Below are 20,439 nucleotides of genomic sequence, written 5' to 3' on the forward strand. Positions count from 1 at the left end.
AGCCCTCTTGTTATTAACGGTACTTCGCGTCGGCGTTGCGCGCCGCGGCGATCTCGTCTTCGTAGCGATCGCCCACGGCCAGGAGCATTTCCTTGGTGTAGTACAGGTCGCCGCGCTTTTCACCGTGGTATTCCAGCACCTGGGTCTCGACGATCGAATCGACCGGGCAGGATTCTTCGCAGAAGCCGCAGAAGATGCACTTGGTCAGGTCGATGTCGTAGCGCGTGGTGCGGCGGGTGCCGTCTTCGCGCTGCGCCGATTCGATCGTGATCGCCATTGCCGGGCACACCGCTTCGCACAGCTTGCAGGCGATGCAGCGCTCTTCCCCGTTGGGGTAGCGGCGCAGCGCGTGCAGGCCGCGGAAACGCGGCGAGATCGGGGTCTTTTCTTCCGGGTACTGCACCGTGATCTTGCGCGAGAACGCGTATTTTCCGGTCAGCGCCAGGCCCTTGATCAGTTCGGACAGCATCAGGCTGCCGAAAAAGTCTTTTACTCGAGTCATTTCTTGCGCCTCTTTACTTCCAGGGGTTCCACGACGTCTGCATGACGCCGGCGACCAGGACCAGATACACCAGGGTCAGCGGGATGAACACTTTCCAGCCCAGGCGCATGATCTGGTCATAGCGGTAGCGCGGGAAGGTACCGCGCACCCACACGAACAGCGACACGACCAGGAAGGCCTTCGCGAACAGCCAGAAGAAGCCGCCCAGCGCGCCGAATTCCAGGAAGGAGAACGGTGCCTGCCAGCCGCCCAGGAACATGATCGATGCCAGGGTCGCGACCAGGATCATGTTGGCGTATTCGGCCAGCATGAACATCGCGTAGGACATGCCCGAATACTCGACCATGTGGCCGGCCACGATTTCCGATTCGCCTTCCACCACGTCGAAGGGGTGGCGGTTGCACTCGGCCAGGCCGGAGGTGATGTAGACGACGAACAGCGGCAGCAGCGGCAGCCAGTTCCACGACAGCAGGTTCACGCCCATGCCGGCGAAGTAGCCGCGGGTCTGCGCGCCGACGATGTCGGAGAAGTTCAGCGAACCTGACACCATCAGGATCACGACCATCACGAAGCCCATCGGGATTTCATACGAAATCATCTGGGCCGAGGCGCGCATGGCGCCCATGAACGAGTACTTCGAGTTCGAAGCCCAGCCGGCGATGATGATGCCGTAGACTTCCATCGAGGTGATCGCCAGCAGCAGCAGCAGGCCGGCGTTGACGTTGGCCAGCGCCGATTCCGGGCCGAAAGGAATGACGGCCCATGCGGCCAGGGCCGGCATGATGGTCATGATCGGGCCGATGATGAACAGGCTCGGGGTGGCTTTCGCCGGGACCACGATTTCCTTGAGCAGCAGCTTGAGCGCGTCGGCGATCGGCTGCAGCAGGCCCAGCGGGCCCACGCGGTTCGGACCCACGCGGATGTGGATCCAGCCGATCAGCTTGCGCTCCCACAGCACCAGATAGGCCACCAGGCCCATCAGCGGCAGCAGCACGCAGACGATTTTCAGCAGCGTCCAGGCGAAGGTCCAGACGGTCGGACCCACCAGGGTTTCACCGCCGGCATAAAAACTATTGAGTACGTCAGGCATCGACATTTTGATTAAGCCTTTTCAATCGAAATCGGACCGAACATGGCGCCCAGCGACGAGGTCAGCTGGTGAGCCGCGGCCACGCGCACGACATTCGCCGGCAGGCGCTTGTCGATGGCGGCGACCAGGGTCGCACTGCCCTCCCCTTGCTGCACGGTGACCATGTCGCCGGCCTGCACGCCCAGCACCTCGGCCAGCTTGTGCGAGATGGTGGCCAGCGGGGCCTGTGCATCGGCGGTGCGCAGCAGCGGTTCCGAACGGCGCGCGATGGCGTCGGCGAAGTAGATCGGCACGTCAGCCAGACGCTCCAGCTTCAGGTCGGCTTCATGGCCGAACTTGGCCGAAGTCGGGGCCAGCTTGGCCACGTTGTTCAGCTTGGACGACAGGTCGGTGACACCCTTGCCCAGCGCTTCGTCGCGGATCGATTCCGAGTTCTCGTAATCGAAGCCCGACAGGCCCAGCAGGTTGCCCAGCACGCGCAGCACTTTCCAGGCGGGACGGGTCTCGCCCAGCGGCTTGACGGTGCCGTTGAAGCTCTGTGCGCGGCCTTCGCAGTTGACGAAGGTGCCGGCGGTCTCGCTGAACGGCGAGATCGGCAGCAACACGTCGGCGTAGTCCATGCCGTGCTTGAAGGCCGACATCGCGACGACCATCTCGGCGCCCTGCAGGGCCTTGATGGCTTGCTGCGGGTTGGCGGCGTCCAGTTCCGGCTCGGCGTTCAGCAGCACATAGGCCTTTTTCGGCTGGGCGAACAGGTTCGCGGCGTTGTTCGAGATAGCATTCACGAGGTAGCCGCCGACGGTGTTGGCGGCGTCCACGAAGTAGCCGAATTTGGCGCCGGTCTGCTCGGCGATCCACTGGGCGGCGGCGTGCAGCGCCGAGCCTTGCGGATGCTGCATGACGGCGTTACCCAGCAGGACAGCGCCCGGCAGGTCTGCGGCGTTTTCCACCACCAGGGTAGCGGCGATAGCCTTCGCCGCATCCGAAGCCTCGATGCCTTCGAAGCCGGCCGGGGCAGCGATGCCTTTCGCAGCGGCGACAGCCACCACGATGCCGGACAGCGCAGCCAGCCATTCCGACGGCGACACGATCATGCGGCCGGCGGTCGGGATCAGGTTGTCCTCGTCCGAACCGTGGACGATGTTCAGTTTGGCGCCCGACTTGACGGCGGCGCGCAGGCGGGTCGCGGCCAGCGGGTGGTCCTTGCGCAGGAAGGAACCGACGACCAGCACGCGCTTGAGCGCCGACAGTTCGGCAATCGGCATGCCCAGGTGCGGCACGACCGCGCCGTCCAGCGCGAAGTCGCTCTGGCGCAGGCGGAAGTCGACGTTCTCGATGCCGAAGCCGCGCATGGCTTTCTGCAGCAGGAACAGTTCTTCGACGGTCGAGTGCGGGGTCGCGACGGCGGCGATGCTGTCGGCGCCGTGCTCGTGACGGATGTTACGCAGGCCGTGGGCGACGTACTCGAGGGCGGTCTGCCACTCGGTCTCGATCCACTTGCCGTCCTGCTTGACCATCGGCTTGACCAGGCGGTCGGCGTTGTCCAGCGCTTCGTAAGCGAAGCGGTCCTTGTCCGAGATCCAGCACTCGTTGATGTTTTCGTTTTCCAGCGGCAGCACGCGCATCACCTTGCCGCCCTTGACCTGGACGATCAGGTTGGTGCCCAGCGAGTCGTGCGGCGACACCGATTTGCGGCGCTGCAGTTCCCACGGACGTGCGGAATAACGGAAAGGCTTGCTGGTCAGCGCGCCGACCGGGCACAGGTCGATCATGTTGCCCGACACTTCCGAGTCGACGGTCTTGCCGACGAAGGTCGTGATTTCCGAGTGCTCGCCGCGGCCGACCATGCCGAATTCCATCACGCCGGCCACTTCCTGGCCAAAGCGCACGCAACGGGTGCACTGGATGCAGCGGCTCATCTCTTCCATCGAGATCAGCGGGCCGGCTTCCTTCGGCACCACCACGCGTTTTTCTTCTTCGTAGCGCGAGTTGCTCTTGCCGTAGCCGACGGCCAGATCCTGCAGCTGGCATTCGCCGCCCTGGTCGCAGATCGGGCAATCCAGCGGGTGGTTAATCAGCAGGAATTCCATGACCGACTTCTGTGCGGCCACGGCCTTGTCGCTGTGGGTGCGCACGATCATGCCCGGCGAGACCGGGGTCGCGCAGGCGGGCATCGGCTTCGGTGCCTTTTCGACTTCGACCAGGCACATGCGGCAGTTCGCTGCGATCGACAATTTCTTGTGATAGCAGAAGTGCGGGACGTAGGTTCCCAGTTTGTTCGCGGCGTCCATCACCATGGAACCTGGCGGGACTTCTACTTTCTTGCCGTCTAATTCAATTTCAACCATTTGATCGTTACCTGACCTGGTTTAAAGGTATGCGGGCACCAAGCATTGCTTGTGCTCGATGTGATGAATGAATTCCTCACGGAAGTTCTTGATCATGGCTTCCACAGGCATCGCGGCGGCTTCGCCGAGCGCGCAAATGGTACGGCCCTTGATGTTGAACGCGACATTGTTCAGCAGCTCGATGTCGTCCGGACGGCCCTGGCCGTTTTCGATACGGTGCACCATGCGGTACAGCCAGCCGGTGCCTTCACGGCATGGCGTGCACTGGCCGCAGGATTCTTCGTAATAGAAGTACGACAGGCGCAGCAGCGACTTGACCATGCAGCGGGTCTCGTCCATGACGATCACCGCGCCCGAACCGAGCATCGAACCGGCTTTCGCGATCGAGTCGTAGTCCATGTCGGTTTCCATCATGACTTCGCCGCGAATCACCGGCGCGGAGGAACCGCCAGGAATGACTGCCTTGATCTTCTTGCCGCCACGCATGCCACCGGCGAGTTCCAGCAGCTTCGCAAATGGCGTGCCGAGCGGGATTTCGTAGTTGCCTGGACGCTCGACGTCGCCCGAGATCGAGAAGATCTTGGTGCCGCCGTTGTTCGGCTTGCCGAGGGCCATGTAGTTTTCCGGGCCCATGTTCAGCAGGAAGGGCACGGCCGCGAAGGTCTCGGTGTTGTTGATCGTGGTCGGCTTGCCGTACAGTCCGAACGAGGCCGGGAACGGCGGCTTGAAGCGCGGCTGGCCCTTCTTGCCTTCCAGCGATTCCAGCAGTGCGGTTTCTTCGCCGCAGATGTAGGCGCCGTAACCGTGGTGCGCGTGCAGCTGGAAGCTGAACTGCGAACCCATGATGTTATCGCCCAGGAAACCGGCGGCGCGCGCCTCTTCCAGCGCCTCTTCGAAGCGCAGGTATTCCTGGAAGATCTCGCCGTGGATGTAGTTGTAGCCCACGGTGATGCCCATGGCGTACGCGCCGATGGCCATGCCTTCGATCAGCGAATGCGGGTTGTAGCGGATGATGTCGCGGTCCTTGAAGGTGCCCGGCTCGCCTTCGTCGGTGTTGCAGACGAGGTATTTCTGGCCCGGGAACTGGCGCGGCATGAAGCTCCACTTCAGGCCGGTCGGGAAACCGGCGCCGCCGCGGCCGCGCAGGCCCGAGGCCTTCAGGTCGGCAATGACCTGCTCCGGGGCGATGCCCTCTTCCAGGATCTTGCGCAGGGCCGAGTAGCCGCCGCGCTTGACGTAGTCCGCCAGGTGCCAGTTCTCGCCGTCCAGGTCCTTCAGGATCAGCGGATTGATGTGACGGTTGTGCAGGCTGGTCATTTGTTCAGTTCCTCCAGCAGGGCATCGATTTTCTCGTCGCTCATGAACGAGCACATCTGGTGATTATTCAGCAGCATGACGGGTGCGTCGCCGCAGGCGCCCATGCACTCGCCTTCCAGCAGGGTGAACTTGCCGTCTTCGGTGGTGCCGCGGAAATCGATGCCGAGCGCGTCCTTGATGCGCTGGGCGGCGCGCTCGCCACCCGACAGGGCGCACGGCAGGTTGGTGCACACGGTGATCTTGTGCTTGCCGACCGGCTTCAGGTTGTACATGTTGTAGAAGGTGGCCACTTCCTGGACCGCGATCGCCGGCATGCCGATGTAGTCGGCAACTTCCTGCATCGTTTCCGGCGCCAGCCATCCCTTTTCGACCTGGGCGTGGGCCAGCGCGGCCATCACGGCCGACTGGCGCTGGTCAGCCGGGTACTTGGCCAGCTCGCGGTCGATTTTTTGTAAGCACTGCTCAGATAACATTTTTCTCTTCCTTACGTCGCTTATCGACCGGTTCAGCGGTCGATCGAACCGAACACGATGTCCTGCGTACCGATGATGGTCACGGCGTCGGCGATCATGTGGCCGCGCGCCATTTCATCCAGGCTCTGCAGGTGAACGTAGTCCGGGGTGCGGATCTTCAGGCGGTAGGGCTTGTTGGCGCCGTCCGACACGATGTAGATGCCGAACTCGCCCTTCGGGTGCTCGACGGCGGCATACGCCTCGCCCGGCGGCACGTGGAAGCCTTCGGTGAACAGCTTGAAGTGGTGGATCAGCGATTCCATGTTCGACTTCATGTCGACGCGCGACGGCGGCGCAATCTTGTGGTTGTCGATCATGACCGGGCCCGGATTCGCACGCAGCCAGGCGATGCACTGCTTGATGATGCGGTTCGACTGGCGCAGCTCTTCGATACGGACCAGGTAGCGGTCGTAGGAGTCGCCGTTGGTGCCGACCGGGATGTCGAAGTCCAGCTTGTCGTACACCGCGTACGGCTGGGTCTTGCGCAGGTCCCAGGCGATGCCCGAGCCGCGCAGCATCGGGCCCGAGAAGCCCATGCCCTTCGCGTCTTCCGGGGTCACCACGCCGATGCCGACGGTACGCTGTTTCCAGATCCGGTTGTCGGTCAGCAGGGTCTCGTACTCGTCCACGTAGCCGTCGAAGCGCTTGGTGAAGCCGTCGATGAAGTCGAGCACCGAACCCTTGCGAATTTCGTTCAGCTCGTCCACTGCGCGCTGGCTGCGCACCAGCGAAGGCTTGTGCTGCGGCATGACGTCCGGCAGGTCGCGGTACACGCCGCCCGGGCGGTAATAGGCCGCGTGCATGCGCGCGCCCGACACCGCTTCATAGACGTCGAACAGGTCTTCGCGGTCGCGGAAGGCGTACAGGAAGGGACCCATCGCGCCGATGTCCAGCGCGTGCGCGCCCAGCCACATCAGGTGATTCAGGATGCGGGTGATCTCGTCGAACATCACGCGGATGTACTGTGCGCGGATCGGAGCTTCGATGCCCAGCAGCTTCTCGATCGCCAGCACATAGCCGTGCTCGTTGCACATCATCGACACGTAGTCGAGGCGGTCCATGTAGGGCACCGACTGCAGGTAGGTGCGGGTCTCGGCCAGCTTCTCGGTGCCGCGGTGCAGCAGGCCGATGTGCGGGTCGGCGCGCTGGATGACCTCGCCGTCCAGTTCCAGCACGAGGCGCAGCACGCCGTGCGCTGCCGGGTGCTGCGGACCAAAGTTCAGGGTGTAATTCTTAAGCTCAGCCATTATTTCATCCCGTAGGTTTCTTCGCGGATCACGCGCGGAATGTTTTCACGCGGTTCGATCGTGACCGGTTGGTAGATCACGCGCTTCTGCTCGGGGTCGTAGCGCATCTCGACATAGCCCGAAATCGGGAAGTCCTTGCGGAACGGGTGGCCGATGAAGCCATAGTCGGTCAGGATGCGGCGCAGGTCGCCGTGGCCTTCGAACAGGATGCCGAACAGGTCGAACGCTTCGCGCTCGAACCAGTTGGCGTTGCGCCAGATGCCGGTGATGGACTGCACCAGCGGCATCTCGTCGTCCGGGCAGAACACGCGGACGCGCACGCGCCAGTTGTGCTCGATCGACAGCAGGTGGGTCACCACCGCGAAGCGCAGGCCGTCCCAGGTACCTTCGCCGTAGTTCAGGTAGTCGACGCCGCACAGGTCGATCATTTCTTCGAAAGCGAGCGACTTGTCGTCGCGCAGGGTCTGCATCGCTGCAAGATAGTCGGCGGCCTTGACTACCACGGTTACTTCGCCGAGCGCCGACGAAATGGCAGCGCGCTCGCCGAGCGCATTCTTCAGGGCGAGCTCAAGGACTTCGAGTTTTGTCGTCATGGTGTTAGCTGCTTGGTTTTATCGCGCGATGGTGTTGGTGCGCTTGATCTTGTTCTGGAGCTGGATGATGCCGTACAGCAGAGCTTCAGCGGTCGGCGGGCAGCCCGGGACGTAGACGTCGACCGGCACGATGCGGTCGCAGCCGCGCACGACGGAGTACGAGTAGTGGTAGTAGCCGCCGCCGTTGGCGCAGGAACCCATCGAGATCACCCAGCGCGGCTCGGCCATCTGGTCGTAGACCTTGCGCAGCGCCGGCGCCATCTTGTTGCACAGGGTGCCGGCGACGATCATCACGTCGGACTGGCGCGGCGACGGACGGAACACGACGCCGAAGCGGTCCAGATCGTAGCGGGCCGCGCCCGCGTGCATCATTTCGACCGCGCAGCAGGCCAGGCCGAACGTCATCGGCCACATCGAACCGGTGCGGGCCCAGTTGATCAGCTTATCGGCTGTGGTGGTAACAAAACCTTCGTTTAAAACGCCTTCAATAGCCATGGCTTATTCCCAATCAAGGGCACCTTTCTTCCAGATGTACCAGAAACCGACGACGAATTCGGCGATGAACACCATCATCGTGACGAACGCAGGCCAGCCCAGGTCGCGCATCGAGACGCCCCATGGGAAGAAGAATGCCGTTTCCAGATCAAACAAAATAAACAGGATCGCGACCAGGTAGTACCGGACGTCGAATTTCATGCGCGCATCTTCGAATGCTTCGAAACCGCATTCGTACGGCGACAGCTTGGCGGCGTCGGGACGGTGCGGCGCAATGATGCGGCCAAGAACTTGCGGAGCGACGCCAACGCCGATGCCGACAAGAAGGAACAAAAGGACGGGGAAGTAATTCTCGAGGTTCACAGCAGAGAAGCCTTATTGAACGATCGGTTGATAAAACACTGCAGGGGTGCAGCACCGCATCGGACAATCCTGGCTTTGGGCCTACCACCAGGATCGTACGACCGGAGGCCCAGGCAAACCCACTGCGTGCTGCGGCAGGCTTTCCAGGACCCCCAGAGATCCTCGTAAAAAAAGCCAGCTAAGGCAAGGAGCGGAGCTCATGCGCCCTAGCTGGCTTCTGTATCTTGGTGCCGACGGCGAGACTCGAACTCGCACAGCTTGCGCCACTACCCCCTCAAGATAGCGTGTCTACCAATTTCACCACGTCGGCTGGAGACCAGTATTCTACCCTGCCTTAGCACTATTTTTCAATGCTCAAATTGCGCTAGCACAAGGAAAATACTGTTTTTCTCTACTTACTTTTCGCTGTATTCACAGCCTGGCGGGTCGAGAAGCCGCCAGGGCTTGCTGGCGGAGAGAACCCGCCGATACTACACCACCCCGCGCAAGCCTGCACGGAGGGGTCCGCTTTTGCCGTGCGGATCGGAAGCTTGCCTTACTTGGCCGGCGCCGGAGCAGCCGGGACTGCGGCAGCCGGAGCCGACGGCACGTCCTGGGTCGCAGCCGGAGCGGCGGCCGGCGCCGCCGGAGCCGGCGCCGTGTTCGGAACGGCATTGCCCGCATTGTTCGCCGGAGCGGTGGCCGGAGCACGCTCCATCACGCCGCCGCCCACATTGGCCGCCGGACGGTTGGTGCCGAAGTAGGCCAGCGCCAGGGTCGAGGCGAAGAAGATCGCTGCGGCGACGGCGGTGGACTTCGACAGGAAGTTCGAAGAACCGCTGGCGCCGAACAGGCTGCCGGAAGCGCCGGAACCGAAAGCGGCGCCCATGTCGGCGCCCTTACCGTGCTGGACGAGCACCAGGCCAATGATGGCCAGTGCGGACAGGACCTGCAGGACAACGATCAGATTGAACAACACGTTCATTATTATTCCATTCCAAGGTTAACTACGTTGCAAATACTTTATTCATGCGGCATTCCGGAGGCGTGAATGATAGCGAGAAAATCCTGCGCCTTCAACGCTGCCCCGCCGATCAGCCCGCCATCGATATCGGGCTGCGCCAGCAGTTCGCGCGCATTGTCCGGCTTCATGCTGCCGCCGTAGAGGATGGCCACTTTTTCCGCCGCCTCTGCGCTGCGCGCCTTCAACTGTTCGCGCAGGCATGCATGCACTTCCTGCGCCATCTCCGGCGTCGCCGTCTTGCCGGTACCGATCGCCCACACAGGTTCGTAGGCAACCACGATCTTCGCCACCGCTTCCAGCGGCAGCAGCTCGAGCACCGTGCCGAGCTGGTCACCGACCACATCGAAGGTCTGTCCTGCTTCGCGCTCTTCGAGCGTTTCGCCGACGCAGATGATCGGGGTCATGCCTTCCTTCAGCACCGCCAGCGTCTTCCGCGCCACCAGTTCGCTGCTCTCCAGATGGTAGGCGCGGCGTTCCGAGTGACCGACGATCACGTAGCGGCAGGCGAAGTCGGACAGCATCTTCGCGCACACTTCACCCGTGTAGGCGCCGCCTTCGTACGCGGACACATCCTGCGCGCCCCAGGTGATCGGGCTGCCTTTCAGCGCCTCTTCGCACTGCTGCAGGTAGGGCGCCGGCACGCACACGGCACATTCCGCCTTCGCGCCATCCAGTCCCGCCACGATGCCCTCGAGCAGCGCTGCGTTGACTGCGCGGCTGCCGTTCATCTTCCAGTTGCCTACGATGAGCTTGGGCCGCATCAGAACCTCACGGTCAAATAACCCGCTATTTTAGCGGTCGTTGATAGGACGGTCAAACGATGCTTGACCAGGTGCATGTTATTCATGGTTGCTTCCAGAGTAGTGGGTATTTTTTGTCAGGGCCTAGGCACCGAGGTCGAGCATGATCTTGCCGACGTGGGCGCTGCTTTCCATCAGCGCGTGGGCCTCGGCCGCCTGGGCGAGCGGGAACACGCGGTGGATCACCGGCCTGATCTTGCCGGCCTCGATCAGCGGCCAGACGCGTTCGCGCAATTCGCGTGCGATCTGCGCCTTGAAGGCGACCGGACGCGGGCGCAGGGTCGAGCCGGTGATGGTCAGGCGGCGGCGCAGCACCTGACCGAGGTCGACCTCGGCGCGGGCGCCGCCCAGCAAGGCGATCAGGTTGAGGCGGCCGTCGTCGGCCAGGCAGGCGATCTCGCGCTTGATGTAGTCGCCGCCGACCATGTCGAGGATGACGTCGACGCCCTTCCCGCCCGTCAGTTCCTTGACGATGCCCGAGAAATCTTCGGTCTTGTAATTGATGGCGCGTTCTGCGCCCAGCTGTTCGCAGGCGCGGCATTTGTCCTCGCTGCCGGCGGTGGCGAACACGCGGTGGCCCATGGCCGCGGCCAGCTGGATCGCGGTCACGCCGATGCCCGAGCTGCCGCCCTGCACCAGCAGGGTCTCGCCGGGCTGCAGGGCCGAGCGCTGAAACACATTGCTCCACACGGTAAAGAAAGTCTCGGGCAGCGAGGCAGCCTCGATCGGGCTCAGGCCCTTCGGCGCCGGCAGGCATTGTTCGAGCGGCGCCGCGCAGTACTCGGCATAGCCGCCGCCCTGCACCAATGCGCAGACCAGGTCGCCCTTCTTGAACCCGCTTTCCTGCAGGTCGCCGTCAACGATCTCGCCGGCCACTTCGAGGCCCGGCAGGTCGGAGGCACCCGGCGGCACCGGGTACTGGCCGAGCCGCTGGAACACGTCCGGGCGATTGACGCCGGCGGCCAGCACGCGAATCAATACTTCGCCGGCCTTCAGGACGGGCAGCGGGCGCTCGCAGGGCTGCAGGACTTCCGGACCGCCGGACTGGGTGATTTCGATGGCACGCATGGCTGGGCTCTCGACCTGGAAAGGCTTGTTGAACAAGTGGCAATTGTACGCCACCGGCAACCTGCGACCAAGCGAACAGCCGCGCAAAGATTGCTGATAACGCTATCATTGCGCAACTTAATGCTGAGTTGCATCCAAAATGCGACGCGGGTTAGCGCCAGCTCAACAAACCGGTTTTGCCGCCTTGTTGTCACAGTCGAGACTGCTAGATTGGCTCAGCGGGCTCATGCATATTGCATTGCCCATTTCCAAGGAGCTAGACATGAAGTTGAGCTTTCCTGCCCTGCTGGACGCCGGGCGCCGCACCTTCCTCGTCGCCGGCCTCGCGCTGGCGACCACCCTCACCATCGCTCCCATCGGCGCCCAGGCCCAGAACTGGACCACCGAGCGCTGGGTCGGCACCTGGGGCGCGGGCCCGGGCGGTCCGCCACTGCCGGCCAACACCCAGACCTTCACCGACCAGACCCTGCGCCTGATCGTACACTCCAGTATCGGAGGGAATCGGGTCCGGATTCGTGTATCGAACGAGATGGGCAGCACGCCGCTGCGCATCGGTGCCGCCCATATCGCCTTGCGCGCCGGCGGCGCTGACATCCAGGCCGGCACCGACCGTCCGCTGACCTTCAGCGGCAATACCTCGATCACGATCCCGCCCGGCGCGCCGGCGCTGTCCGACCCGGTCGACCTGAACGTGCCGGCGCTGTCCGACCTGGCGGTCAGCATCTACCTGCCGGGTACGGTGGGCGCGACCACCATCCACGGCACCGCGAGCCAGACGAATTACGTCTCGCTGCCGGGCGACTTCACGGGCGCCGCCTCGCTGCCGACCCAGCGCACCATCCTGTCCTGGCCGCACCTAGCCGAAGTGGACGTCGACGGCGGCCAGGCCGCGGGCGGCGCCGCCATCGTCACCCTGGGCGACTCGATCACCGACGGCACCCGCAGCACGCCCGACACCAACAACCGCTGGCCCGACTGGCTGGCGCGCCGCCTGCAGACCGTGCGCGACCCGATCCTGGGCATCAACACCCGCCTGGGCGTGATCAACCGCGGCATCAGCGGCAACCGCCTGCTGTCGAATCCGGCGGAAGGCTCGCTGGCCGGGCGCAGCATCCAGGAACGCTTCGACCGCGACGTGCTGGCCGCGGCAGGCGTGCGCTACATGACCCTGATGATCGGCATCAACGACATCGGCAACAGCTCGGCCACCAATCCGGTCTCCGCCGACGACCTGATCGCCGGCTACCGCCAGGTGATCGCGCGCGCGCACGCCAAGGGCATCGCCGTGTACGGCGCGACCCTGACGCCGTTCGAAGGCGCCGGTTATTACTCGCCGGAGAAGGATGTGGTGCGCCAGGCCGTCAACAACTGGATCCGCTCCAGCGACGAGTTCGACGGCGTGATCGACTTCGACCGCGTGACCCGCGATCCTGCGCACCCGACGCGCTTTTTGCCGGCGTACGACAGTGGGGATCACCTGCATCCGAACGATCTGGGGTATCAGGCGATGGGGGGTGCGGTGCCGCTGGAGTTGTTCAGGTCGGTGGGAGGGGCTTACTTGAAAGCTGAGCAGAAGCAGGTGCAATAAAACCCGTTTGCTCAAGGCCGTCGTTCCCGCGAAGGCGGGAACCCAAGTTTGCGCAAGCGTTTCGATAGCTCACGCAGAACTTGGGTCCCCGCCTTCGCGGGGACAACGATGCTGTGGTTATTTCTTGTCGTTCTTGTGACTCTGCTGCCCAGCCTTCGCATGCTGCTCCGAAGAACCACCGCGAGTCCCGCCGCCGCTCTGCTGGCTGCCGCCCTTGCCGCCGCCCTGCCCGCCCTGGTTACCCTGGCTCTGGCTGTTGCCGTCGTTCTTGTGGCTCATCGAGCCTGCACGGCGTGCTTCTTCCGAATTGAACTCGTGGGCGTTGCCGGAAGCGTGGGCGGCCTTGCCGCCTTCGGATGCGATTTCGCGCTGCCTCTGCGGGTCCATCGAGGCGAATCCGCGGTTGCTGGTGTCGCTCTGGTTGTTGCCTTTGTTGCCGCCACCTTGGTTATCCGATGCCATGATTACCTCCACTAATAGTCGGTTTATGCTCCAGCTCGTATCAAAACTAGCTGAGACATCATCATGGTAGACGCCATGGCCGCGCCCGCCCACCAACAAAGCGCCACGCGTTTGTAGGACCAGGCCTGAGTGGATTGTCGTCCTGGTCTTTGCATCGAAAAGCCACTCAGGAGCTGGCGCCGCCCGTCTTCGACTGGGTCGGCAGCGCCGTCCCGGGCTTCCAGTTGCGCGACAGCGACTGGGCTTCCTCGATCTGCTCCTGGGTCATCTGGCGCGCAATGATGGCGCGCTGTTCGGTGGCGCTGCGGTGGCCGTTGGCGGCCGCCAGGTTCCACAGCATGTAGGCAAGCACCATGTCCTGCGGCATGCCGGCGACGTGGTAGCGGTACATCAGGCCGAGCGCATGCTGGGCATCCGGGTGGCCCTGCTCGGCCGCCTTGCGAAACCAGGTGACAGCCAGCTTCTGGTCCTGCGGCACCGCGTTGCCGGTGTAGTACATGGCGCCGATCACGTACTGCGCGTCGGCCTTGCCCTGCACCGCCGCCTTGTAGTGCCAGGCGAAGGCCTGCTTGTAGTCGCGCTGCACGCCGCGGCCCATGTAGTACATCAGGCCCAGCAAATGCTGCGCGTCCGCGTTGCCGGCCTTGGCAAGCGGCGTGATCTCCTTCAGCGCCAGCGCGTAATTGCGGGCGTTGTAGGCATTGGCGCCTTCCGTGAAGCCTGCCATCGCACTGCTGTGCAGCCCCAGGGCCAGCAGGATGGCAACGATGTGTTTTCTCATTGTCTCGTTTGGAACGGGTCTTCTTATTGTTGTTCTGTGTTGTCGGTGTCTTACTTCCAGCTGACCTTGCCCAGCCCGTCGACAGCCACCTTGCGGTTCAGGGGCTTGCCGTATACCGTCACCGAGCCCATGCCGGACAGGTTCAGGCTGGCGTTCTGGTGCGCCGTGACGCTGGCGTTGCCCAGGCCGGAGAGGTCGACGTTGACGCTGTCGGTGACGAACTCCTTCGCATCCAGGCTGCCCAGTCCGCCAAGGTCGGCCTTCAGCCATTTGGCGCGCCCGCTGATGTTCACGAAGCCGGCGCCGCGCAGGTTCAGGTCCACGCCCTCGCCGTTCAGGCTCTGCAGGTGCATGCTGCCGATGCCGCCCAGGCTGGCCGACACCAGCTTGTAATTACAGGATATCCGCATCGATCCGGCCCCATCCAGGCTCAGTTCGAGCTCGTCGCCGGAGAAGCCGGAGACGTCGGTCGAGCCCACGCTTTCCGAGCTCACTTCGCGCAGGGCCGGCAGGGTCAGCTCGGCATGCAGGGAACCCAGGCGCACGCGGCCGTGGATGTCGGTATCGATGTTCAGCGTATCGCCGCTCTGCACGGTGACGGTCTTGGCCAGCCAGCGCGGATCGCCGCTCAGGGTCAGCGTGGCGGTGCTGCCCTGCCGGATCCGCAGATCGACCGCGCCGTCGAGCTTGACGCGCACCACGCGCGCATCGATGGGCCGTGTCTCGGTAGCGACCTCGGGCGCTGCCTGCGCCAGTCCGAAGCCGGCCCAGAAGATGGCGGCCGCCGTGCCGAGAGTGAAAACCTTGTTCATCCAAATCTCCGATTCATGTTCTTGTAAAGCAAGCTTAGCATTTACACATGATCAGGGTAATCCCCCCGCTCGTCCATGCCCACGGGATTGCGACGAACTGCAGAAATCGCGCCCCCAGCGACGCATAGCCCGGATTGGCATGCAGACGAATAAACGGCGAAACTGCCAATTATGCATATAAGTTACGGTTAAAACTGTACTTATTTGTCATCAAATCGTCATCGTCCGCAGTTTCTGCTAAACAAAACGTTACTTATTTGCATGACATTGCGCTAATATGAACTGCTGCCCGGATACCATCCGGGCAGATGAACGCAGTTTCGAACCAGCCTAAAACCAGAGGTTATCAATGCGCATGCGCCTATTACCCGCCCTGCTGGCCGGAGTATCGCTCTCGATGTCCGCGTACGCCGCGAACAGCGACCAGTGGACCCTGCCGGTCAACGTCAAGAAGCTCGACAACGGCCTGACGGTCATTGTCTCCGAAGACCACACTTCGCCCACCGTCGGCGTTTCGGTCGTCTACCATGTCGGCATGCGCCTCGAGCCGCGCAACCGCACCGGCTTCGCCCACCTGTTCGAACACCTGATGTTCCAGGGCACCCCGAATGCGCCGAAGGGCGTGTTCGACCGCACCATCACCGGCGGCGGCGGCCAGAACAACGGCTCGACCCGTCCCGACTTCACCAACTACATCGAGACCGCGCCGGTGTCCTCGCTCGAGCCCATCCTGTGGCTGGAAGCGGACCGCATGAAGACCCTCGACTTCAACCCGGCCACGCTGAAGAACCAGCAGGACGTGGTGAAGGAAGAGATCCGCGTGAACGTGAAGAACCAGCCTTACGGCGGCTTCAACTGGATCGACATCAGCAAGCTCGCCTTCAACAAGTGGGAGAACAACCACGACGGCTACGGCAGCTTCGAAGACCTCGAAGGCGCCAGCCTGGACGACGTGCGCGGCTTCCATCGCGACTACTACGGCCCGAACAATGCGGTGCTGGCTATCGCCGGCGACGTGACCCCGGCCCAGGGCTTTGCGCTGGCCCAGAAATACTTCGGCGGCATCGCCAGGCGCGCGACGCCGAAGGCCACCGACTTCGCCGAAGGCCTGAACACCCAGGAAAAACGCATCGAGCAGAGCGACGCCCTGGCCCAGGTGCCGGCCGTGGCGGCCGCCTGGAAAGTGCCGGCACGCGGTTCGGCCGACCAGGCCCCGATGGCCGTGCTGGCCGAACTGCTGGCAGGCAGCGACGCTTCCCTGTTCTACCAGGGCATGGTGAAGGGCCGCGAGATCGCGCTGAACATCTCCGGCGGCTTCGGCCTGACCGGCCCGTTCGAATACGATGGCCCGACCCTGTTCACGGTCACCGGCCTGTACAAGCCGAACAGCAGCGCCGACGCCATGCTGGCCGCGATGGACGAAGAGATCGCCAAGGTCGCGAAGGACGGCGTCGACGAAGCCACGCTGAAGCGTGTCAAGACCAGCATGGTCGCCGACTGGAACAACAGCCTGGAAAATATCCTGCGCCGCGCCGACACCCTGGCCAAGCTGCAGACCCTGTGGGGCGACGCCAACGTCGTCAACAAGGTGCCGGGCTGGATCGAAGGCGTGACCTCCAAGGATATCCAGCGCGTCGCCGCCACCTACCTGGTGAAGAGCAACCGTACCGTGATCGACCGGAAGCCGGTGGCGAAACCCGCACCGGCGGCCGCGCCGCAGCCGGCCAACAAGGCCGTCACCACCCCGGCTCCGGCCGACAAGAAATAAGGAGCCGCATCATGAAAAAACTGATGCTCATCGCCGCCATCTCGGCGGCCTTCACGACTTCGGCTTTCGCCGCCGAAGCCGCCGCCCCGGCCAAGCCGGCCGGCATGCCCGCCTACGGCAAGGACAAGCCGCTGCCGTCCCCGCACATCGCCAAGAAGACCCTGGCCAACGGCCTGCAGGTCTGGGTGGTGCCGCGCAACGGCGTGCCGCGCGTCGACATGGTGCTGGCCGTGCGCAACGCCGGCTACATCGCCGACGACGCCGCCCACCCGGGCTTCGCCAGCATGCTGGCGGGCCTGCTGAACGAAGGCACCGCGAAGCATGACTCGCGCGCCATCGCCGAACTGGCCCAGGGCCTGGGCGGCTCGGTGGGCGGCGGCGGCGGCGCCGACGGCATCACCGTCAGCGCCAACGCACTGGCCTCGCAGGCCGGCCCCATGATGCAGCTGCTGGCCGAAGTCGCACGCACTCCGTCCTTCCCGGCCAAGGAAGTGGCGCTGGCCAAGGCGAATGCGCTGCAGGCCCTGCGCGTGCAGGAGACCCAGCCGCGCTTCCGCGCCGAGCGAGCCCTCAACCGCGCCGTGTTCGGCGAGCACCCCTACGGCCACACCACGCCGACCGTCGAAGGCATCAATTCGGTTGACGAAGCGCTGCTGAAGGCCGAACACGCCAAGCGCTTCCGTCCGGACCGGGCCCTGCTGGTGATCGCCGGCCGCATCAAGGAAGCCGACGCCATGAAACTGGCCCAGCAAGCCTTCGGCGACTGGAAGGCCGAAGGCGCCGCGCCGGCAGCCAGCGCCAAGGCGCCGGCCGCGGCCAAGCCGGTCCATGTCCTGCTGGAGCGTCCGGGCAGCGTGCAGTCGACCATCCGCCTGGGCGGTTCCGGCATCGCCGCCACCGCCGACGACCAGGTGCCGCTGCGTCTGGCCAGCACCATCCTGGGCGGCGGCTTCTCGAGCCGCGTCAACATCAAGCTGCGCGAAGAAAAGGGCTACACCTACGGCGCCTCGGCCGGCGCGCGCATGATGCGCGAAGGCGGCAGCATCGTCGGCGGCGCCGACGTGCGCAACGAAGTCACCGGCGCGGCCCTGACCGAGTACTTCAACGAGTACAAGCGCATCGGCGGCGAGCTGATCTCGCCGCAGGAAATGGAGATGCACAAGCGCTACGTGGCCGGCGGCTACGTGCTGGCCAACCAGATGCAGCGCGCAGTGGCGGCGACCCTGGCGTCGAACTGGCTGGTCGGCCTGCCGCCCGAGTACCTGTCGCAGTATGTGCCGCTGATCCAGAAGGTCACGCCGGAACAGGTGCGCGACGTGTCGAAGAAGTATTTCGCGCCCGAGAACCAGTCCATCGTGGTGGTTGGCGACAGCAAGGCGGTCGGCGAGCAGCTGAAGGCCTTCGGCGACTTCACCGTCACCGACAAGTAATCACGCTGTACCGGCGTGCAAGAACCTCCCGGGTGCGAATCCGGGAGGTTTTTTTTTACATCTGGCAAAAGATTATTTTTTGGCGGACTGCTTGTTGCCGCTGTGCGCAGACTGCTTGGTCTCGCCATGCTCGGCGCGCTGCTTGTTGACGACGCGCGCCGCGACCTCTTCCTCGCGGCCGGGATAGCGGTGTTCCTTCTTGAACTCGGTCTCGAGCTTCTTGAATTCGCGCTCGCGCTTCGGGCTGGCTCCCTTGGGCATGTTGGCCTCCGTCTGGTGGTTGACGGTGCCAGATTAGTCCCGTTGCGGACGCCGGTTCGGTGCGTTGACGCACGCATGGTGGGCACGGGGTGCCCACCCTACCTTACCCTTGCAACGCCTTCTCCAGGTCATCCAGCTCCGCCGGCTTCACCAGATGCGCATCGAACCCCGCCTCCTGCGCCTTGCGCCGGTCTTCCGGCGAACCGTAGCCGGTATGCGCCACCAGGCGGATAGCCTGCAGCGCCGGATGGCGCTTGATCATGCGCGCGACCTCGTAGCCGTCGACGTTCGGCAGGCCGATGTCGAGGACGATCACATCGGGCTGCTGCGCCAGCGCCAGCTCGACGATATCGGCGGCGTCGGCGGTGGTGTGGGCGTCGTAGCCCATCTCGGCCAGCAGAAAGGCCATCATCTCCATGGCGTCGACGTTGTCGTCCACCAGCAGCACGCGGCGGCCTTTCTGCCCCGGCTGGCCGGCATCGGCGTTGCCGGCGGGCGCCGGATGCTGGGGCGCCGAGGTGCGCAGCACCGGCAGCTCGACCGTGAAGGTGCTGCCCATGCCGATCCCGGGGCTATTCGCCACCAGGCGTCCGCCGTGCATTTCGAGCAGGCGCGAGACCAGCGACAGGCCGATGCCCAGGCCTTCCGGCGCACGGTCCGGCGGCACGGCGGCCTGCGCGAACATGCCGAAGATGCGCGGCAGGTTGTCCTCGGCGATGCCGATGCCGTTGTCCTGGACCGCAATGCGCACGGTGTCGCCATCCAGCTTCACTTCGACCCGGATATGGCCGCCCTTCGGCGTGAACTTGGCGGCGTTGTGCAGCAGGTTGCCCATCGACTGGGCCAGGCGTACCGGGTCGCCCGAGACCCAGATCTGGCGCTCCGGCTGGATGACTTCGAGGCGGTGCTCGCGCGCCGCGATCAGCGGGCCGGCGGTCTCGATCGCCTGCGCGATCACGCCGTTCATGTCGACTTCTTCCTTGCGCAGCGCGATCTTGCCTTCCGAGATGCGCGCCACGTCCAGCAGGTCGTCCACCAGGTGCGCCAGATGGTCGACCTGGCGCGTGATGACCTCGCGGGCCCTTGCCTGGCGCTCGGCCGCGCCGGCGCCGCTCGCGCCCAGCAGTGCGGCCGCATTGCGGATCGGCGACAGCGGATTGCGCAGCTCGTGCGCCAGCGTCGCCAGGAACTCGTTCTTGTTGCTGTCGGCCGCGCGCAGCAGGCTTTCCATTTCCTTGCGGCGGGTGATGTCGCTGGTCACGCGCGCCACCCGGTAGACCTCGTCGCGCGCATCGCGCACCGGGAACAGGCGGTCGCGCACCCAGCGCGTCGAACCGTCGCCCAGGACGATGCGGAATTCGGCTTCGTAATGCGGGTGGTCCTGCAGGCCGCTCCACATGCCCTCGACGTAGGCGCGGTCTTCGGGATGCACGGCGTCCAGCCAGCTGCCCGGCTCGCGTTCCAGCGACTCGGCGCTGCGGCCCCAGTTCCTGGCATAGGCCGGGCTGACGTATTCGAGCGCGCGCGCCGGCACCGAGAACATCCAGAACACGTCTTCGATGTTGTCGGTCAGCTGGCGGAAGCGCTCCTCGCTGTCGCGCAGCGCGTTCTGGGTCTGGCGCATGCGCAGCAGCGCGTTGACGTTGGCGATCAGTTCGTCGGCCTCGATCGGCGCCGCCAGGTAGTTGTCGGCGCCGCCTTCCAGGCCGCGGATCTTGTCGGCACGGCCGGTCAGCGCGGCCGAGGTCTGCAGCACCAGCACCAGGGCGCTGTCGGGGTCGGCCTTGATGCGGCGGCAAACTTCGATGCCGTTGATGTCCGGGAGCTTGACGTCCAGCAGCACCAGCGCGATGGCATGGCGCTTGACGGCCGCCAGCGCATCGGTGCCGTTGGTGGCTTCCACGACCTCGAACCCCGCGCTCTGCAGGATCCGGGTCTTGGCGTAGCGGGCGCCATCGTTGTCGTCGACGTTGAGGATCAGGGTTGGGGTCGTCATGGG

Annotated in this window: 20 protein-coding genes and 1 tRNA gene; 3 read left to right on the forward strand and 18 right to left on the reverse strand. The window is 64.3% G+C overall.

Annotated elements, in window-relative coordinates; all coding sequences use genetic code 11:
- Window positions 1–13: 13 nt before the first annotated feature.
- The 13 genes from nuoI to LQV39_RS24700 form a co-directional block, all read right to left on the reverse strand.
- Window positions 14–502 carry an NADH-quinone oxidoreductase subunit NuoI gene (nuoI, locus tag LQV39_RS24640; RefSeq protein ID WP_230029831.1) on the reverse strand — a complete coding sequence of 163 codons (489 nt, stop codon included), beginning with the start codon at window positions 500–502 and terminating at the stop codon, window positions 14–16.
- A 13-nt stretch (window positions 503–515) separates the two neighbouring features.
- Window positions 516–1,598, reverse strand: a complete 1,083-nt coding sequence (nuoH, locus tag LQV39_RS24645; protein ID WP_230029832.1) for an NADH-quinone oxidoreductase subunit NuoH — start codon at window positions 1,596–1,598, stop codon at window positions 516–518.
- Window positions 1,599–1,603: 5 nt separating this feature from the next.
- Window positions 1,604–3,940, reverse strand: a complete 2,337-nt coding sequence (gene nuoG, locus LQV39_RS24650) for an NADH-quinone oxidoreductase subunit NuoG (protein ID WP_230029833.1) — start codon at window positions 3,938–3,940, stop codon at window positions 1,604–1,606.
- A 21-nt stretch (window positions 3,941–3,961) separates the two neighbouring features.
- A complete protein-coding gene (gene nuoF / locus LQV39_RS24655; protein WP_230029834.1) occupies window positions 3,962–5,257 on the reverse strand; it encodes an NADH-quinone oxidoreductase subunit NuoF in 1,296 nt (431 codons plus the stop codon).
- On the reverse strand, window positions 5,254–5,730 hold the full coding sequence (gene nuoE / locus LQV39_RS24660; protein WP_230029835.1) for an NADH-quinone oxidoreductase subunit NuoE: 477 nt from the start codon (window positions 5,728–5,730) through the stop codon (window positions 5,254–5,256). Before nuoE ends, nuoF begins: the two co-directional genes overlap by 4 nt.
- A gap of 32 nt (window positions 5,731–5,762) precedes the next feature.
- On the reverse strand, window positions 5,763–7,016 hold the full coding sequence (locus tag LQV39_RS24665; protein ID WP_230029836.1) for an NADH-quinone oxidoreductase subunit D: 1,254 nt from the start codon (window positions 7,014–7,016) through the stop codon (window positions 5,763–5,765).
- Entirely contained in the window at window positions 7,016–7,609 is a 594-nt protein-coding gene (locus LQV39_RS24670; protein WP_230029837.1) for an NADH-quinone oxidoreductase subunit C, read from the reverse strand. The genes LQV39_RS24665 and LQV39_RS24670 overlap by 1 nt, the downstream gene beginning before the upstream one ends.
- 18 nt (window positions 7,610–7,627) lie before the next feature.
- On the reverse strand, window positions 7,628–8,104 hold the full coding sequence (locus LQV39_RS24675; RefSeq protein WP_135190173.1) for an NADH-quinone oxidoreductase subunit B family protein: 477 nt from the start codon (window positions 8,102–8,104) through the stop codon (window positions 7,628–7,630).
- A gap of 3 nt (window positions 8,105–8,107) precedes the next feature.
- Window positions 8,108–8,467: an NADH-quinone oxidoreductase subunit A gene (locus LQV39_RS24680; protein ID WP_230029838.1), complete on the reverse strand. Its 360-nt coding sequence runs from the start codon at window positions 8,465–8,467 to the stop codon at window positions 8,108–8,110.
- A 225-nt stretch (window positions 8,468–8,692) separates the two neighbouring features.
- Window positions 8,693–8,777 (reverse strand) — tRNA-Leu (locus LQV39_RS24685).
- A gap of 225 nt (window positions 8,778–9,002) precedes the next feature.
- Window positions 9,003–9,431 (reverse strand): preprotein translocase subunit SecG, encoded by a 429-nt coding sequence (gene secG / locus LQV39_RS24690; protein WP_230029839.1) that lies wholly within the window; start codon window positions 9,429–9,431, stop codon window positions 9,003–9,005.
- A 38-nt stretch (window positions 9,432–9,469) separates the two neighbouring features.
- Complete coding sequence (tpiA, locus tag LQV39_RS24695) at window positions 9,470–10,231, reverse strand: triose-phosphate isomerase (protein ID WP_230029840.1); 762 nt, start codon at window positions 10,229–10,231, stop codon at window positions 9,470–9,472.
- Window positions 10,232–10,354: 123 nt separating this feature from the next.
- Entirely contained in the window at window positions 10,355–11,338 is a 984-nt protein-coding gene (locus tag LQV39_RS24700) for an NAD(P)H-quinone oxidoreductase (protein WP_230029841.1), read from the reverse strand.
- 262 nt (window positions 11,339–11,600) lie between these two features.
- Here LQV39_RS24700 and LQV39_RS24705 point away from each other — a divergent pair, with 262 nt between their 5' ends.
- Window positions 11,601–12,926: an SGNH/GDSL hydrolase family protein gene (locus LQV39_RS24705; RefSeq protein WP_230029842.1), complete on the forward strand. Its 1,326-nt coding sequence runs from the start codon at window positions 11,601–11,603 to the stop codon at window positions 12,924–12,926.
- 117 nt (window positions 12,927–13,043) lie between these two features.
- Here LQV39_RS24705 and LQV39_RS24710 read toward each other — a convergent pair whose 3' ends face one another.
- From LQV39_RS24710 to LQV39_RS24720, 3 genes are all read right to left on the reverse strand, one after another.
- A complete protein-coding gene (locus LQV39_RS24710; RefSeq protein WP_230029843.1) occupies window positions 13,044–13,388 on the reverse strand; it encodes a KGG domain-containing protein in 345 nt (114 codons plus the stop codon).
- 166 nt (window positions 13,389–13,554) lie between these two features.
- On the reverse strand, window positions 13,555–14,169 hold the full coding sequence (locus LQV39_RS24715; protein ID WP_230029844.1) for a tetratricopeptide repeat protein: 615 nt from the start codon (window positions 14,167–14,169) through the stop codon (window positions 13,555–13,557).
- A gap of 50 nt (window positions 14,170–14,219) precedes the next feature.
- Window positions 14,220–14,981, reverse strand: coding sequence for a GIN domain-containing protein (locus LQV39_RS24720; protein WP_230029845.1), 762 nt, complete (start codon window positions 14,979–14,981; stop codon window positions 14,220–14,222).
- A gap of 355 nt (window positions 14,982–15,336) precedes the next feature.
- Here LQV39_RS24720 and LQV39_RS24725 point away from each other — a divergent pair, with 355 nt between their 5' ends.
- Window positions 15,337–16,749, forward strand: coding sequence for a pitrilysin family protein (locus tag LQV39_RS24725; RefSeq protein ID WP_230029846.1), 1,413 nt, complete (start codon window positions 15,337–15,339; stop codon window positions 16,747–16,749).
- An 11-nt stretch (window positions 16,750–16,760) separates the two neighbouring features.
- Complete coding sequence (locus LQV39_RS24730) at window positions 16,761–18,179, forward strand: pitrilysin family protein (protein ID WP_230029847.1); 1,419 nt, start codon at window positions 16,761–16,763, stop codon at window positions 18,177–18,179.
- A 72-nt stretch (window positions 18,180–18,251) separates the two neighbouring features.
- Here the strand turns inward: LQV39_RS24730 and LQV39_RS24735 are convergent, their stop codons facing one another.
- The gene (locus tag LQV39_RS24735) at window positions 18,252–18,440 is read right to left on the reverse strand and encodes a hypothetical protein (RefSeq protein ID WP_230029848.1); all 189 of its coding nucleotides are present in this window, start codon (window positions 18,438–18,440) and stop codon (window positions 18,252–18,254) included.
- 103 nt (window positions 18,441–18,543) lie between these two features.
- Window positions 18,544–20,436 carry a response regulator gene (locus LQV39_RS24740; protein WP_230029849.1) on the reverse strand — a complete coding sequence of 631 codons (1,893 nt, stop codon included), beginning with the start codon at window positions 20,434–20,436 and terminating at the stop codon, window positions 18,544–18,546.
- Window positions 20,437–20,439 lie beyond the last annotated feature (3 nt).

Origin of the sequence: Massilia sp. Bi118 (assembly GCF_918697865.1) — a bacterium.
Classification (GTDB): domain Bacteria; phylum Pseudomonadota; class Gammaproteobacteria; order Burkholderiales; family Burkholderiaceae_D; genus Telluria.

Excerpts from the sequence above, each read along its gene's own strand:
- LQV39_RS24700 (WP_230029841.1), bottom strand. The coding sequence starts at position 11,338 with ATGCGTGCCATCGAAATCACCCAGTCCGGCGGTCCGGAAGTCCTGCAG.
- nuoE (WP_230029835.1), bottom strand. The coding sequence starts at position 5,730 with ATGTTATCTGAGCAGTGCTTACAAAAAATCGACCGCGAGCTGGCCAAG.
- nuoF (WP_230029834.1), bottom strand. The coding sequence starts at position 5,257 with ATGACCAGCCTGCACAACCGTCACATCAATCCGCTGATCCTGAAGGAC.
- nuoG (WP_230029833.1), bottom strand. The coding sequence starts at position 3,940 with ATGGTTGAAATTGAATTAGACGGCAAGAAAGTAGAAGTCCCGCCAGGT.
- tpiA (WP_230029840.1), bottom strand. The coding sequence starts at position 10,231 with ATGCGGCCCAAGCTCATCGTAGGCAACTGGAAGATGAACGGCAGCCGC.
- LQV39_RS24720 (WP_230029845.1), bottom strand. The coding sequence starts at position 14,981 with ATGAACAAGGTTTTCACTCTCGGCACGGCGGCCGCCATCTTCTGGGCC.
- LQV39_RS24735 (WP_230029848.1), bottom strand. The coding sequence starts at position 18,440 with ATGCCCAAGGGAGCCAGCCCGAAGCGCGAGCGCGAATTCAAGAAGCTC.
- LQV39_RS24705 (WP_230029842.1), top strand. The coding sequence starts at position 11,601 with ATGAAGTTGAGCTTTCCTGCCCTGCTGGACGCCGGGCGCCGCACCTTC.
- LQV39_RS24715 (WP_230029844.1), bottom strand. The coding sequence starts at position 14,169 with ATGAGAAAACACATCGTTGCCATCCTGCTGGCCCTGGGGCTGCACAGC.
- LQV39_RS24725 (WP_230029846.1), top strand. The coding sequence starts at position 15,337 with ATGCGCCTATTACCCGCCCTGCTGGCCGGAGTATCGCTCTCGATGTCC.
- LQV39_RS24670 (WP_230029837.1), bottom strand. The coding sequence starts at position 7,609 with ATGACGACAAAACTCGAAGTCCTTGAGCTCGCCCTGAAGAATGCGCTC.
- nuoI (WP_230029831.1), bottom strand. The coding sequence starts at position 502 with ATGACTCGAGTAAAAGACTTTTTCGGCAGCCTGATGCTGTCCGAACTG.
- LQV39_RS24665 (WP_230029836.1), bottom strand. The coding sequence starts at position 7,016 with ATGGCTGAGCTTAAGAATTACACCCTGAACTTTGGTCCGCAGCACCCG.
- LQV39_RS24675 (WP_135190173.1), bottom strand. The coding sequence starts at position 8,104 with ATGGCTATTGAAGGCGTTTTAAACGAAGGTTTTGTTACCACCACAGCC.
- secG (WP_230029839.1), bottom strand. The coding sequence starts at position 9,431 with ATGAACGTGTTGTTCAATCTGATCGTTGTCCTGCAGGTCCTGTCCGCA.
- LQV39_RS24730 (WP_230029847.1), top strand. The coding sequence starts at position 16,761 with ATGAAAAAACTGATGCTCATCGCCGCCATCTCGGCGGCCTTCACGACT.
- LQV39_RS24740 (WP_230029849.1), bottom strand. The coding sequence starts at position 20,436 with ATGACGACCCCAACCCTGATCCTCAACGTCGACGACAACGATGGCGCC.
- LQV39_RS24710 (WP_230029843.1), bottom strand. The coding sequence starts at position 13,388 with ATGGCATCGGATAACCAAGGTGGCGGCAACAAAGGCAACAACCAGAGC.
- nuoH (WP_230029832.1), bottom strand. The coding sequence starts at position 1,598 with ATGTCGATGCCTGACGTACTCAATAGTTTTTATGCCGGCGGTGAAACC.